Origin of the sequence: Micromonospora palythoicola, from assembly GCF_036689795.1 — a bacterium.
In the GTDB taxonomy this organism is placed as follows: Bacteria; Actinomycetota; Actinomycetes; order Mycobacteriales; family Micromonosporaceae; genus Micromonospora; species Micromonospora palythoicola.
Genome location: NZ_JBAGKI010000060.1, coordinates 20077 through 35046 on the forward strand (window position 1 = coordinate 20077; position 14970 = coordinate 35046).

Consider the following 14970-nt stretch of genomic DNA (forward strand, 5'->3'; position numbering starts at 1 on the left):
CCCCTCGGACCGGCCGGGTCGGCGACCGGGTCCAGCGGCAGGCGGTGGCCGCCGAGCGGCGGGGTGCGGTCCGGCACGCCGGTTGACGGTGATCCGGTCGGTGCGTCGGCCGGTCGGGGACGGCCCGGTCCGGCGAGACGCCCGGACCGGCCGTCGGGGAGGCGGCCAGGATCGGTGCGGTCCGCCGGAGGTGGGCCGGTGACCGTCTCCGGCGGTGTCGGGGCGCGGCCCGGGTCGGTCGGGGGCAGGCGACGCGGGCCGGCGGGTGCGGCGTTCGGTCGCATGCCCGGCATCCGACGCTGCCCGGGCGGGCCCGCCCCGGGACCGGCGGGTGGGCCGGACACCGGTCCGGGCGGCCGGCCCGCAGCGGTCGGTGCCCCGGACACCGGGCCGGCTTCCGGAACCGGCCGGGGGGCGCCCCCCGGAACCGGCTCACCGGGATGTGGCCGCCGGGTGGCTGGCCCGGCGGCGCCAGGCTGCGGTGGCCAACCGGCCGGCGGGGTGTTGGCGGCACCGGGCTCGTGACGGGTGGCAGCCGGCGGCGGTGGGACGAACGGCGGGGGGCCCGGCGGTCGTTCCCTGCCCGCGGAGGGCGCTCCGACGGGTGGACGCGGGGGCGGGTTGCCCGGCCAGGGGCCGTCGACCGGACGCGCTCGTGGGGGCTCGGCCGGGCCCCGGCCGGGCGGCGGTGGCACCGGTCCGTCCGGCCCCGGATGGTTGACCGGTGCGGGGGCGGGTCGTACGGGCGGCTCCTGGCCGGGGCGCTCCGGCCCACGGCGCGCGGCGGGTGGCTCGACGGCGACGCCGTCAGGGCCCAGCTCGGTGCGCTGCTGCTTGGCCGAACGCAGGTCGTCGATCCAGCCGAAATCCTCGCCGCCGGTCGGCTCCTCCGGGGCGGCCTCGGATCTGCCCCGACCCCACCGGCGGCCCTTGCCGCGCCGCGCGTCCGGGCCCTCGTCCGGCCGGTCCGACGATTTCACTGTTGACCCCTCCCGTCGGCGCTCGCGCCGACCTCTTCGGCCACCTGGGCTGTCGTGGCCGTGGCACGGTCGCCGTCGTCCTCCCCCGACGACGTCGGCCGGTCCGGCCGACCACCCCCTGCCGGCTCGTCCGTGCGGGCGGGGGTGGACAGCCCACGAACGATCCGGCGCAGCAACGGTAGCCGGCCGGCCACCGATCGCTCCGCGCCGTGCTGGCTCGGCCGGTAGTAGTCGGTGCCGACCAGGTCGTCGGGCACGTACTGCTGGGTGACCACACCCCGCTGGTCGTCGTGCGGGTAGCGGTAACCGATGCCGTGCCCGAGACCCCGGGCGCCGGAGTAGTGGGCGTCGCGCAGGCCCCGGGGCACCGGCCCGCCCCGCCCGGACCGCACGTCGGCGATCGCCGCACCGATCGCGGTGGTCGCCGAGTTCGACTTGGGCGCGGTGGCCAGGTGGATCACGGCCTGGGCGAGGTTGAGCTGCGCCTCGGGCAGGCCGACGTACTCCACCGCGTGGGCCGCGGCGGTCGCCACACCGAGCGCCGCCGGGTCGGCCATGCCGACGTCCTCGCTGGCGAAGATGACCAGCCGCCGCGCGATGAACCTGGCGTCCTCCCCGGCGACGAGCATCCGGGCCAGCCAGTGCAGCGCCGCGTCCACGTCGGAACCGCGCATGCTCTTGATGAAGGCGCTGGTGACGTCGTAGTGGGCGTCCCCCGCCCGGTCGTAGCGGACCGCCGCGGTGTCCACCGCGCGTTCGGCGGTGGCGAGGTCGATGTGGTCGCTGCCCAGCGCGCCCGTCGAGGCGGCCGCCGCCTCCAGCGCCGTGAGCGCCTTGCGGACGTCGCCCCCGGCCAGCCGGACCAGGTGTTCCTCCGCCTCGGGTGCGAGGGTGAGCGCCCCACCCAACCCGCGCTCGTCGACCAACGCGCGGTGCAGCAGCCGGCGGACCGCCTCGTCGTCGAGGGGCCGCAGGGTGAGCAGCACACACCGGGAGAGCAGCGGGGAGATGACCGAGAAGTACGGGTTCTCGGTGGTGGCGGCGAGCAGCGTGACCGTCCGGTCCTCCACCGCGGCGAGCAGCGAGTCCTGCTGGGTCTTGCTGAACCGGTGGACCTCGTCGATGAAGAGCACCGTCGGTGGACCACCCGAGCGCCGCTGTCGCCGCGCCGTGTCGATCACCGCCCGGACGTCCTTGACGCCGGCGGTCAGTGCGGACATGGCGACGAAGCGCCGGTCCGTCGCGGCGGCCACCAGGTGGGCGATCGTGGTCTTGCCGCTGCCCGGCGGCCCCCAGAGGATCACCGACATCGGCGCGCTGCCGGCCACCAACTGCCGCAGCGGCCCACCGGGGGTGAGCAGGTGCTCCTGGCCGATCAGCTCGTCCAGACTGGCCGGACGCATCCGGACCGGCAGCGGCGCGTCCGGCCCGGCCGGGGTGAAGCCGCCGACACCGCCGGAACCCGCCTGCGCACCGGGTGCTGCGGCGGGTTCACCGAGGGTGAACAGGGCGTCGGACTCCATCACGAGAACAGTACCGGGCTCGGCCGACAACGCCGGAATCGCGCCGTCGACCAAGCCCGGAGTGATCGTTCCCGGTCAGCCGCGGCCCGGGCGGCGGCCCCGGTACCAGCGGCCACCACTGCCGCCCGGACCCCGGCCGACGCCGGCCAGGTAGAGCGAGAGCAGCAGCAGGCCGATCAGGACCAGGGTGTTCCAGTTGAACAGGTCGGGTGCGCCGAGTTTGGTGTCCAGCAGGTCGAGCAGCAAGGCGAAGCCGAAGACGACGGCTGCGGCGATGGCGAGCATGACGTACCTCCGGTGGGGGTTGCCAGTAGGTCGGCGCGGGATGTACCCGATCGGTCCGCTCGCCAATCTCCAACCACCACGACCTACGCTGGCGACATGATCGTCGCCGACGAGGCCCTTGACGGGCGCGATGCCATCCTGGCCGCGACGGGCCGTCATCCCTTCGTCCGGCATTCGCTACCGGCTCACGAACCCGCGCGTGGTTGGCGACGCGGCGCAGCCGTGTGCTGGCTGCTCACCGTCGAACACGGGGCGATCGGAGGTGTGATCGGCGCCGCGGAGTCGGCGATCGACCTGGTCGGCGCGGTGGCCGCGGCGGGGAGGGTCGGTGCCGGGCGGTGGGTTCACCTGCCCCGTACGGACCCCTCGCCGCTCGGACCGGCCGTGACCGGTCACGAGGACTGGGATTTCCGCTGGACGACAGGCGCGCCGCCGGCGCAGCCCGGTGAGGAGCGGGTGGTCCGGCTCGCCGAGGCGGACCACCCGGCCCTGACGGCGCTGATCGACGAGGCGTTCCCGACCAGCACCGCCCGCCCCGGCGATCCGAGTGTGCGCCACTGGTACGGCATCCGCGACGGTGACCGGCTGGTCGCCTGCGGCGCCGACCGCACCCGGGGCGAGGTCGGTTTCCTCGCCGGGTTGGCGGTGGCGCCACGGCACCGGGGACGCGGCCTGGGCGCGGCGATCACCGCCGGGATGACCCGGGTCCTGCTGGCGCGGCACGACACGGTGGCGCTGGGCGTCTACCCGAGCAACCTGGCGGCGATCCGGCTCTACCGGCGGCTCGGCTACACCGGCACGTTGCCGCTCACCTCGGTCCGCTTCGCCTGACCGTCGGTCGGACCACCGTCGTTCCGTCGCGCCGGGTCGTCGTCCCGCCCCGGCTGACCGTCGGCCGACGAGGACCTCCGGCCGGCCCGCCAGGCGGGCATATACAGCGGCGCGGCGACCGCCAGCGCGACCGCACCGACGAGCATCGCGGTGCTCACCCCGGCCCGGTCACCGATGAAGCCGAGCAGTACGCCGCCGAGCGCGCCGGCCGGCAGGGCCACCATCGAGTTCACCGAGATCACACTGGTCCGGTACGGGCCGTCGACCTGCCGGTGCAGCAGCCCCATGTGCAGCGGGTTCGACGCGCCGTGCACGGCGTAGCAGACGAAGAAGGCGATCAACACGCCGCCCGGGCCAGCGAGCAGCGCCATGCCGACCACCGTGCCGCCCTGCACGATCCGCAGCAGCGCGGCACCGGGCGCGACACCCAGCCAACGGATCAGCAACGGGGTGCACGCCGCGCCGGCGGCGGAGGCCAACCAGGCGACGGTGCTCGCCGGGCCGAGCAGGGCGGCTGCCCGGTCGGCGTCGCCGATCACCTCAGCCAGCCGGATCGGCAGCAGACTCTCGAAGGTGACCATCCCGAAGCCCCAGAACAGCTCGACCGCGACCAGGGCGAGCAGCACCCGGGAACGGCGCAGCAGGCCGAACGCCTCGCCGACCATGCGCGGCGCGGCCCGGACCGAGGCCCGCACCGCACCGGGCCCACGCGCCGGTCGATGTTCCACGAGCAGTGTCAACAGCGCCAGCAACGACACCGCCTGGAAGGCGGCGGCGGCCAGCACCGGCGTGGTCAGGGCACTGACCGGTCCGAGCGGACCAAGCGCGACCAGGCCGCCGCTGAGCAGGGCACCGGCCGCGATGCTCAGGCCGAGCACGGTGCCACCCTGGCCGAGCCCTTTCTCGTACGCGGAATCCGGGTCGACGGCCAGGGTGCTGTCCACGTACCAGGACTCCAGCGGGCCGCTGTCCAGCGCGCGGAACACGCCCTGCAACGCCCAGACGGCGGTGAGCAGGACGAACGAGTCGGCCAGCACCAGCAGGCCCATCGAGACGAGGCCCACCACGCTGGCCGCCACCAGCACCGGCCGGCGACCCAGTGCGTCGGCGAACCCACCGGTCGGCAGCTCCAGGGCGAGCACCACCACCCCCTGGGCGGCGGCGGCCAGCCCGATCTGGGTCAGGGTCAGGCCCCGCTCCTGCATCAGCAGGATCACCACCGGCATCAGCAGTCCGGTCGGCAACCAACGCAGCCCGTGCAGGATCAGGAAACGACGCCGGATCTGGCGTACGGACAACCCACTCACCGCTTCCGCCCGAGCAGCAACGGGAACGAGGCGAGGAAGATCTGCACCTGCTCGGCACCGGGCTCGCCCGGATCGGCCTCGGCCCGGTAGCGCTCCAGGGTGCGCCACAACTCCTGCTGTAGTTCGATCAGTCGGGCCGCCGGGATGCTCATGAAGACGTCGCTCATGCCGAAGGCGTCACGCCACTGCGGCGACCACTCGTCCCGGACGGCGAACCATCGCTCGGTGTGCTCGACGAAGAGGCGGACCTGCTCGGCCTGGATCCACTCCATGGCGGCCCGGGCGTCCGGGTCGTTGTCGAAGTCGGTGTTCTCCCAGTTGGTCACCTCGTGGGCGGCCCGCCACCAACGCTGCCGCCCGGTGCCCCGGTCGGGCTCCTCGACGACCAGGCCGACCTCGGCCAGCTGGCGCAGGTGATAGCTGGTCGCACCGGTGTTGCTGTCGAGCAGCCCGGCGAGGGTGGTCGCGGTGGCCGGCCCCTTGACCCGCAGCGCACCGAGCAGCCGGGCCCGTAGCGGATGGGCCAGCACCCGGACCTGCCGGCGATCGATCCGGACCCGTCGCGGCGGCGGTCGACGCATTCCTTCGGTCATGGATGCACATTATCTGTGCACAACTACTGTGCACAATAGTTGTGCACGGCTGTCGTCGGCGTGCGTGCGGGTGGCCGGGTGCGGGTGAGGGGGCTGTTGGCCGTTGTGTCAGGCAGAAATAGTCATCGACCGGCGGCGAGCAGCTCCGAGACGCCGCGCAGCCGGGTGCGGAGCAGACCGGCGGCGTGAGAGGAGTCGAGGCGTACCTCGGTGGGACGCACCACCCCGGCGGCGGCGCCGTTGGTGGTCTTCAGGCCGGCCGGGTCGATGCCCTCCCGGCGGGCCACCAGCAGGCCCAGCTCGGCCCGGCTGACCGCGTCCGGGCCCGCCACGTTGAGCGGGCCCGCGACCTCGGCGCCCACCAGTTCCAGCACGGCGGCGGCGAGGTCGCCGACGTCGATCGGGCAGCGCAGCTCGTCGGTGAACAGGGTGGCCCGACCGGCCAGGGCGTCGCGGCAGAGCTGGATCTGCTTGCTCCCCTCGCCCAGGATCAGCGAGGTACGCACCAGCACGGCGTCCGGGTCGACGGCCCGCACCGCCGTTTCCGCCGCCGCCTTCGCCGCCCCGTACGGAAAGACCGGCGTGGGCGGGTCGTCATCGGTGTACGCCTCGGGTCGCCCGGCGTGCAGGGCGTCGCTGGAGATGTGCACCAACCGGGCACCCACCCGCGCGGCGGCGTACGCCACGTGGGCGGCCCCGTCGGCGGTGACCGCCCAGTCGCCGTACCGGTAGGGGGTGGCGACCACCGCGTCCGGGCGTACCCCCGCGACCAGGTCGACCACCGCGGCCCGGTCGGTCACGTCCAGTCGACGCACCTCGACGCCCGGCACCCCGACCGCGCCGGAGTGGCACGTCCCCACCACCACCCACCCGGCCCGCGCCGCGAGCCGACAGACCTCCCGCCCCAGGAACCCACTCCCACCCACCACCAGCACCCGCACCGTCGCCCCCTCACCCACCGCCTGCTTGCGCACCTGTCGACCAAGAAGTTCGCGTCACCAGACCGCTGAGATCATGACGCAAACTTCTTGATCAACTGGGGCGGGGGCCCGGGGCCGGGGTCGGGGTGGGTCAGGTGGGGTCGGCCACGGGGGCGGCGGGGCCGGCGGTGCCGGCGTGGGAGGCGGGCTGCGGGGGCTTGGGCTTGGCGTCGATGCCGGCCTCGGTGCGCTGCTGGGCGGTGATGGGGGTCGGGGCACCGGTGAGCGGGTCGAAGCCGCCCCGGGTCTTCGGGAAGGCGATCACCTCGCGGATCGAGTCGGCCCCGGCGAGCAGCATGCAGACCCGGTCCCAGCCGAACGCGATGCCGCCGTGCGGCGGCGGACCGTAGCTGAACGCCTCCAGCAGGAAGCCGAACTTGTCCTGCGCCTCCTCGGGACTGATGCCGAGCAGGTCGAACACCCGCTGCTGCACGTCGCGGCGGTGGATACGGATCGAACCGCCGCCGATCTCGTTGCCGTTGCAGACGATGTCGTACGCGTACGCCAGGGCCCGGTCCGGTGCCTCCTCGAACCGGTCCATCCACTCCGCGTTCGGCGAGGTGAACGGGTGGTGCACCGCCGTCCAGCCCCCTTCGTCCGTCCTCTCGAACATCGGCGCGTCGACCACCCAGCAGAACGCCCAGGCGCTCTCGTCGACCAGACCGGCCCGTCGCGCGATCTCGATCCGGGCCGCGCCGAGCAGTTCCTGTGCCGCACGCGTCTCCGCGCCGGCGGCGAAGAAGATCGCGTCGCCCGGCTTGGCGCCGACCGCGTCGGCCAGCCCGGCCAGGTGCTCGGCCGACAGGTTCTTCGCCACCGGCCCCCGTGCCTCGCCGGTCTCGGCGTCGAGCACCACGTACGCCAGCCCCTTGGCGCCACGGGCCTTGGCCCAGTCCTGCCAGCCGTCCAGTTCCTTGCGGGTCTGGGACGCGCCACCGGGCATGACCACCGCGCCGACGTAGCCGCCCGCGTCGATGGCGGCGGCGAAGACCCGGAACTGGGTGCCGCGCAGGTAGTCGGTCAGCTCGGTCAACTCGACGCCGTAGCGCAGGTCGGGCTTGTCCGAGCCGTACCGCGCCATCGCGTCGTGCCAGGTGATGCGCGGGATGGGCCGGGGAATCTCGTGGTCGGCCAGCTCCGACCAGAGCGCGGCGACGATCGCCTCACCGAGGTCGATCACGTCGTCCTCGGTGACGAAGGACATCTCGATGTCGAGCTGGGTGAACTCCGGCTGCCGGTCGGCCCGGAAGTCCTCGTCGCGGTAGCAGCGGGCGATCTGGTAGTACCGCTCCATCCCGCCGACCATCAGCAGTTGCTTGAACAGCTGCGGCGACTGCGGCAGCGCGTACCAACTGCCCGGCTGCAGGCGCACCGGCACCAGGAAGTCACGGGCGCCCTCCGGCGTGGACCGGGTCAGCGTCGGCGTCTCGATCTCCAGGAAGTCCCGTTCGTGCAGCACCGTACGGGCCAGCTGGTTGGCCCGGGACCGCAGCCGCATGGCCCGTGCCGGGCCACCGCGCCGCAGGTCGAGGTAGCGGTACCTGAGCCGGACGTCGTCCCCGGCCACCACCTGGTCGTCCACCGGCAGCGGCAGCGGCGCGGCCTCGGAGAGCACCTCAAGCTCGGCGACGGTCACCTCGATCTCGCCGGTGGGCAGCTCCGGGTTCTCGTTGCCCTCGGGCCGCCGGGTGACCTCACCGACGACCTTGACGCAGTACTCGTTGCGCAGCGCGTGCGCGTCCTCCTCGCGCAGCACCACCTGCACCACGCCCGAGCCGTCGCGCAGGTCGACGAAGATGACACCGCCGTGGTCGCGCCGGCGGGCCACCCACCCGGCGAGCGTCACCGTGGTGCCGGCGTCCGTCGCGCGCAGGCTGCCGGCGTCATGGGTACGGATCACGACGTGCGTCTCCCTCGTCTTGCCCTACGTCTACTCCCCGGCATTCTGTCAGCACCTACCCGCCGACGTTCCCCGGGTGCGCGGACCAGGGCCGGTCGACACCTGCGGTGACGATCGGCACTCCGTCAGCGTGCCCGGCCCACGGACACGACCCTCGGGTCCACGGAGTAGCGGCGGGCCACCTCGGCGGCGTCACCGGCGGTGGCGCCGGGATCGAACGCCACCTCCAGGCACGACGTGTACGGATCGTCGTCGAGCCCGAAGCCGGCGATGACGTGTTCGGGATCGAACGGGCGGCTCTCGCGCACCAGCTCGTCGACGGCCTCGTCCGACCGCACGCACACCACCACCTCGGGCTGGGTGCCGCCCCAGGCCAGGGCGGGAGCCGATGCGCCGATGGTGAGCAGGAGGGTCGCCGCCACGCCGATCACGGTGGCCCGACCGAGCGCCGACCTGTTCGCCGGCCGGGCCCCGCGGGTCGGCCGGCTCGACGGCAGGGCCACCGCGCCGACAGCGGCCAGGGCGTACGCCCACAGTGCCCGCTTGTCCGGCGTGTCGTACAGCGCCAGCGCGACGACGCCGGCGCCGATGGTCTGGGTGACCAGCGCGACCACCCGGAATTCCGGCCGGTCGACGACCTGCGCGGGTATCGCGGCGAGCGCACCGAGCACCAGGAGCAGCCCGACGAACCAGGAGGCGTTCCATTCCCGACGCGCGTCCACGGCGAGCAGCACCCAGGCCAGCACCTGCCCGCCCACGAGGATCGGCGCGCGCAACTGCGCCAGGAGTCGTACGATCATCGGCTGACAGTAATCGAGGGAAGGCGATCCGGGACAGCGGTGCGGGCCGCCGGAGGAGGAATCCGGCGGCCCGCTGGCGGAGGAGGTACTCCCGGAGGCAGGTCAGAAGATGCTGACGCCGTAGCGGCTCAGCGCCTCGGTGACCGGCTGGAAGAAGGTGGTGCCGCCGGTGGAGCAGTTGCCGCTGCCGCCGGAGGTCAGGCCGAGCGCGGTGCTGCCGCTGAACAGCGAACCGCCGCTGTCGCCGGGCTGGGCGCAGATGTTGGTCCGGATCAGGCCGGAGACCGAGCCCTCGGCGTAGTTGACCGTGGCGTTGAGCGCGGTCACCGAGCCGCTGCGCAGGCCGGTGGTGCTGCCGGAGCGCTGCGCCGACTGGCCGACGTACGCGTTGCCGGCGCCGGTGATGTCCCGGTAGCTGCCGTTGTAGAGGTAGACGTTGCCGGCCGCGTTGCCCGAGTTGTTGTGCCGGACGATGCCGTAGTCGTTGCCCGGGAAGCTGGTGCCCGCGCGGGTGCCCAGCAGCGAGGTCTGGCCCGAGTTGCTGTACCAGCTCGACGCGATGTTGGTGCAGTGGCCCGCGGTCAGGAAGTAGTAGGTGCTGCCGCTGCGCACGTTGAACCCGAGCGAGCAGCGCCCGCCGCCGCCGGCGTAGATGGCCTGGCCGCCGGAGATGAGGGTGCTCAGCGGAGCGGCCCCGGCCTCGATGCGCACCGCGCCGTTGGTGCGCGCGGCGGCGGCCTTCACCTGCTCCAGCTTGGCGCCGGTGACGGTGGTGTCGACGGAGATGACGACCTGGTTGGTGACCGGGTCGGTCCACCAGGCGGTGCCGGGGATCTTCGCCAAGCGCTCCAGCACGGCGGTGGCGCGGTTCAGCTCCGCGGCCCCGCGCTTGACGACCTTGACCTTGGCGCCGGCAGCGGCCGCCTGGCGGGCGGCGGCGACGTCGGTGACGGCGACGACCATCTTGCCGCTGGCGTCGGCGTAGGCACCGGCGGCGCGGTCTCCGAGCCGGTCGGCGAGCGCGGTCGCCGCGTCGGGCGAGACGCTCCCGGGTGCCGCCTGGGCGGGGGTGCCGGCCAACACGCCGGCGACCAGGGTTCCGGCTGCGGCGACGGTGACGACACGGCGGAGCATTGACCTCGTGGGTCGCATGTAACAGCCTCCCGATATGGGGGATGGCGCCCTGTCACGTCGACAGGGACGGGGGCAGCTCGACCACCTGGGGAAATGGCCAAGCGAGGGAAAGTATTCACATATTTAAGATCGTAAGCAAGACCTGGGTATGCCCGAATTCACCCATCGGCAATCCGTAACAGGGCGGACACATACGAAGGCCGGGGTGTCACACGGTCAGTACGACCCCGTGTGACACCCCGGACCAGGAGAGCGATCTCAGCGGTTACGACCGCACCGGCTCAGCTCACCAGCGGCTCGAGATCCTCACGAGGCGGCGTCCACTCCCCCGGCGCGGCGGCCACCTGCTCGCCGGAACGGATGTCCTTGACCTCGTCGGGCGCGCCGTCCACCCCCGGAAACCAGACGTACGGGATGCCGCGCCGCTGCGCGTACCGGATCTGCTTGCCGAACTTCGCCGCGCTTGGCGACACCTCGGTCGGGATGCCCCGGGAGCGCAGCGCCCCCGCGACGGAGTCACTGGCTGGCCGCAGTTCCTCGTTGGTCACCGCGACCAGCACGCAGGTCGGCACCTCCCGGGACACCGACAGCGCGCCCGCGCCGAACAGCAGCCCGAGCAGGCGGGTCACCCCGATGGAGATGCCCACCCCCGGGAAGCGGACGTTGCCGGCGCTGGCCAGGTTGTCGTACCGGCCGCCGGAGCAGATCGAGCCGAAGCGCTCGTACCCGATCAGCTGCGTCTCGTAGACGGTGCCGGTGTAGTAGTCCAGACCACGGGCGATGCGCAGGTCCGCCACGCACAGGCCCGGTGAGTGCGCGGCGGCGGTCTCCATCACCCGGACCAGTTCCTCGACCCCCTCGTCGAGCAGCGGGTGGCTCACCCCGAGCGCGCGCACGGCGTCGGCGAAGGACGCGTCCGGCGCGGCGATCTCGGCCAGCGCCAGGCACGCCTTGGCCTGCGCCTCGCTCGCCCCGGCCGTGGCCGCCAGCAGCTCCGCCACCCCGGCCGGGCCGATCTTGTCGAGCTTGTCGACCGCCCGCAGCACCGCCTCCGGGTCGGTCAGCCCGACGCCCCGGTAGAAGCCCTCACAGATCTTGCGGTTGTTGACCTGGACGCGCACCGGCGGGATCGGCAACGACCGCAGCGCGTCCCCGACGACGAGCGGCATCTCCGCCTCGTGGTGCGGTGCCAGGGTGTCCCGGTCGACGATGTCGATGTCGGCCTGGACGAACTCCCGGTAACGCCCCTCCTGCGGGCGCTCGCCCCGCCACACCTTCTGGATCTGGTAGCGGCGGAACGGGAAGGCCAGCTTGCCGGCGTTCTCCAGCACGTACCGGGCGAACGGCACGGTCAGGTCGAAGTGCAGGCCGAGCGCGTCGTCACCGGCCGGACCCTCCGGGTCGCCGTGCAGCCGGCGGATCACGTAGACCTCCTTGGAGGTCTCCCCCTTGCGCAGCAGCTGGTCCAGCGGCTCGACCGCGCGGGTCTCCAGCGGGGCGAAGCCGTACAGCTCGAAGGTCGACCGGATCCGGTCCAGGACGTACTGCTCGATCATCCGCTGGGCGGGCGTCCACTCCGGGAAGCCGGAGATGGGCGTGGGCTTGCTCATGACGTACTCCCTCGGCAGCCGCGCGCTGCGCGGCAGGGTCTGCTGGCGATGCCGCGCGGTCCGCGCGGTGCGGTCTCGACGCGGCCGTTACAGGCCGCGGCTGGGTGCCGCGGGTCGCGCGCCGCCCAACTCCGCCACCTCGGCGAGGTACGGGTTGGTGGCGCGCTCGCGGCCGATGGTGGTCGCGGGGCCGTGGCCGGGCAGCACGACGGTGTCGTCGGCCAGCGGGAGGATCTTGTCCCGCAGGCTGGTGAGCATCGTCGGCATGCTGCCGCCCGGCAGGTCGGTGCGGCCGATCGACCCGGCGAAGAGCACGTCTCCGGAGAGGCAGAGCTGCTCCGCCTCCCACCGCGAGCCGGCGCCGGGCAGCCGGAAGAGCACCGACCCGCCGGTATGGCCGGGCGCGTGGTCGACGGTGATCTCCAGCCCGGCCAGGGCGAGCGTCGTACCGTCGGCCAGCTCGGCCACGTCCTCGGGCTCGGCGTACGGCAGTCGCCCGCCGAACATCTGGGCCAGGTCCACCGACAGCCCCTTGGCCGGATCGGCCAGCAGCTCGCGGTCGTCCGGGTGCACGTACGCGGTGATCCCGCGCGCCCCGCACACCGGCGCCACAGAGAAGGTGTGGTCCAGGTGGCCGTGGGTGAGCAGCACCGCGGCCGGGTGCAGACGATGCTCGGCGAGCAGCGCGTCGAGCCGGTCGATCACCCCGATGCCGGGATCGACCACCACGCACTGTTCCCCCGGCGCGGTGGCGACCACGTAGCAGTTGGTGCCGAAGGCGTCCGCGGGAAAGCCGGCCACGAGCACGTCCGCTCCCCTTTCCGTCGAGTCGTCCCCTCCGGGCAGCCTACCGGCGTCGAGGTCCGGCCGGCCCGACCCACCGGCCCCCGGGCGAGGCACTGACGGATCCCGATGCGGAAGGGCACCGACCTCGTACACCACTTTCCCAGCCGGTACCCGTACACTCTGGCGGGCGTGTGGCGTGGCACACCTGCCGCCCGACAGGTACACGACCACCGGGTGACGACCAGGGTAGAGGAAAGGGGAGCACGGGTGGCTTCCAGCAGGGACCGGCAGCGCAAACTGGCGCGGGCCAAGCTCGACCGGCAACTGGCCCGCCGGGCCGCCGCCGCCAGGCGTCGCCGACGCATCCAGGCCGGTGTCGGCACCGCCCTGATCCTGGTGCTGGTCGTCGCCGGCTCGGCGTGGGCCCTCGGCGCGTTCGACAGTGAGCCGACCGAGGACACCGCGACCGACGAGGTCTGCCTCTGGACCCCGCAGAACACCGAGGGCAACGCCAACCTCAAGGACGTCGGCGAACCCCCGACCACCGGCCTGCCGGTCACCGGCACCCGGCCGATGACGATCGTCACCAACCAGGGCGAGCCGATCTCCGTCGAGTTGGATCTCGCCAGCGCCCCGTGCGCCGCGGCCAGCATCGCCCACCTGGCCAGCCAGTCGTTCTACGACAACACCAAGTGCCACGAGATCACCACCGACGGCGCGGTGCGCTGCGGTGACCCCAGCGGCACCGGTCTGGGTGGCCCGGCCTACTCGTTCTACAGCGAGAACGTGCCGACTGCCCCGGAGGCGTCGCCGGAGCCGAGCCCGGCTCCGGACGAGCCACCGACGTACCCCAAGGGCACGGTCGCGATGATCTCGAACCCGCCCGGGGCCAACGGCAGCCAGTTCCTGATCTTCTTCAAGGACTTCACCCCGACCGAGGAACCGCAGTACCCGATCATCGGCCGGGTCACCGAAGGACTCGACGTCGTCGAGAAGATCGGTGCCCTGCCGACGGTGGACAATGGGGCCGGGGAGAAGGTCAAGCCGGAGAACGACGACGTGGTCATCCAGAGCCTGACCGTCGGTGAGCCCGTGCTGGACCCGGCGTCGCCCGCCGATCCGGCGCCCTCGGGCACGCCGAGTCCGCAACCCTCCGGCGCGCCCGAGGCCAGCGCCAGCGCCGGCTGACCACGCGCGACCAGGAACCACCCCCGCCACAGCGGCATCCACATACAGTCCAGGAGGATCGAGGCGTGACGTCCACCAGAGAGCGGCAGCGCGCGGCGGCCCGCGCCCGGCTCGAGAAGGAGATGGCCGAGCGGGCCGCTCGGGCCCGTAAGCGCCGCCAGACGCAGGCGGTCGTCGGGGCCGGCGTGGTCCTGCTGCTGGTGGTCGCCGGCACGGCCTGGCTGGCCAGCAACATGCTCGGCGACGACAGCGGCACCGACAACGCGGCCCAGGACGCCAACACGGTGCAGTGCGACTGGGTCGAGCTGCCCGAGGGCGAGCGCACCCCGCAGGTCAAGGACGTCGGGCTGCCGGACACCCAGCAGAGCACGGTTGGCGTCCAGACCATGACGATCACCACGAACCTCGGCCCGATCACCGCCCGGATCGACAGGTCCGCGGTGCCGTGCACGGCGGGCAGCTTCAACCACCTGGCCGAGCAGAACTTCTTCGACAACACCAAGTGCCACCGGCTGGTGACCGAGGGCATCAAGGTGCTCCAGTGCGGCGACCCGAGCGCCACCGGCGAAGGCTGGCGGGACACCGACGGCACAGGCGGCCCGAGCTACCGGATGGCGGAGGAGAACCTGCCGGCCGACAAGCGACCGCCGTACCCGGAGGGCGTCATCGCGATGGCCAACTCGGGCCAGCCGTCCAGCAGCGGCAGCCAGTTCTTCATTGTGTACGGCGACTCCCCGCTGGACCCGAACTACACCGTCCTCGGCACCATCACCAGCGGGATGGACATCGTCAAGGACGTCGCGGCGGCCGGTGACGACGGCGCGTTCGCCCAGCAGGCCGGCGGCGGTCACCCCAAGAAGGAGGTCGTCATCACCGACCTCACCATGACCGACGCCTGACCCCGGAACCACCCGAAGCGCCCGCCGACCACCCCGGCGGGCGCTTCCCCATCCCCACCCCCGCGACCCCTCCCACACCCGCGATCTTGCATCATCTGTCCCCGCATAACGGGATGAAAGCCGTGTCTCGACGACCGAACTCGCCAGCTCGGCG

Annotated in this window: 13 protein-coding genes; 3 read left to right on the forward strand and 10 right to left on the reverse strand. The window is 73.1% G+C overall.

Annotation, left to right across the window (positions count from 1 at the left end):
• Positions 1-976 precede the first annotated feature (976 nt).
• On the reverse strand, positions 977-2503 hold the full coding sequence (locus tag V5O40_RS22065) for a replication-associated recombination protein A (RefSeq protein WP_332907230.1): 1527 nt from the start codon (positions 2501-2503) through the stop codon (positions 977-979).
• Positions 2504-2578: 75 nt separating this feature from the next.
• Positions 2579-2788: a hypothetical protein gene (locus V5O40_RS22070; RefSeq protein WP_332907231.1), complete on the reverse strand. Its 210-nt coding sequence runs from the start codon at positions 2786-2788 to the stop codon at positions 2579-2581.
• Positions 2789-2884: 96 nt separating this feature from the next.
• On the opposite strand from V5O40_RS22070, the gene V5O40_RS22075 reads away from it, so the two are divergent.
• Entirely contained in the window at positions 2885-3619 is a 735-nt protein-coding gene (locus tag V5O40_RS22075) for a GNAT family N-acetyltransferase (protein ID WP_332907232.1), read from the forward strand.
• Here the strand turns inward: V5O40_RS22075 and V5O40_RS22080 are convergent.
• The 8 genes from V5O40_RS22080 to V5O40_RS22115 all read right to left on the reverse strand — a co-directional run bounded on the left by V5O40_RS22080 (position 3577) and on the right by V5O40_RS22115 (position 12750).
• On the reverse strand, positions 3577-4926 hold the full coding sequence (locus V5O40_RS22080) for an MFS transporter (protein WP_332907233.1): 1350 nt from the start codon (positions 4924-4926) through the stop codon (positions 3577-3579). The two genes, V5O40_RS22075 and V5O40_RS22080, sit on opposite strands and share 43 nt — an antisense overlap.
• A complete protein-coding gene (locus V5O40_RS22085) occupies positions 4923-5519 on the reverse strand; it encodes an ArsR/SmtB family transcription factor (protein WP_332907234.1) in 597 nt (198 codons plus the stop codon). Before V5O40_RS22085 ends, V5O40_RS22080 begins: the two co-directional genes overlap by 4 nt.
• Before the next feature lie 122 nt (positions 5520-5641).
• Positions 5642-6460, reverse strand: coding sequence for an SDR family oxidoreductase (locus V5O40_RS22090; RefSeq protein WP_332907245.1), 819 nt, complete (start codon positions 6458-6460; stop codon positions 5642-5644).
• A gap of 130 nt (positions 6461-6590) precedes the next feature.
• Entirely contained in the window at positions 6591-8399 is a 1809-nt protein-coding gene (gene aspS, locus V5O40_RS22095) for an aspartate--tRNA ligase (RefSeq protein WP_332907235.1), read from the reverse strand.
• A gap of 125 nt (positions 8400-8524) precedes the next feature.
• The gene (locus tag V5O40_RS22100) at positions 8525-9199 is read right to left on the reverse strand and encodes a hypothetical protein (protein ID WP_332907236.1); all 675 of its coding nucleotides are present in this window, start codon (positions 9197-9199) and stop codon (positions 8525-8527) included.
• A gap of 102 nt (positions 9200-9301) precedes the next feature.
• A complete protein-coding gene (locus tag V5O40_RS22105) occupies positions 9302-10351 on the reverse strand; it encodes a S1 family peptidase (protein WP_332907237.1) in 1050 nt (349 codons plus the stop codon).
• 263 nt (positions 10352-10614) lie between these two features.
• The gene (gene hisS, locus V5O40_RS22110; RefSeq protein WP_332907238.1) at positions 10615-11943 is read right to left on the reverse strand and encodes a histidine--tRNA ligase; all 1329 of its coding nucleotides are present in this window, start codon (positions 11941-11943) and stop codon (positions 10615-10617) included.
• Between the two features lie 87 nt (positions 11944-12030).
• Entirely contained in the window at positions 12031-12750 is a 720-nt protein-coding gene (locus V5O40_RS22115) for an MBL fold metallo-hydrolase (RefSeq protein WP_332907239.1), read from the reverse strand.
• A gap of 246 nt (positions 12751-12996) precedes the next feature.
• Between V5O40_RS22115 and V5O40_RS22120 the strand changes: the two genes are divergently transcribed.
• The gene (locus tag V5O40_RS22120; RefSeq protein ID WP_332907240.1) at positions 12997-13917 is read left to right on the forward strand and encodes a peptidylprolyl isomerase; all 921 of its coding nucleotides are present in this window, start codon (positions 12997-12999) and stop codon (positions 13915-13917) included.
• Between the two features lie 65 nt (positions 13918-13982).
• The gene (locus tag V5O40_RS22125; RefSeq protein WP_332907241.1) at positions 13983-14816 is read left to right on the forward strand and encodes a peptidylprolyl isomerase; all 834 of its coding nucleotides are present in this window, start codon (positions 13983-13985) and stop codon (positions 14814-14816) included.
• Positions 14817-14970 lie beyond the last annotated feature (154 nt).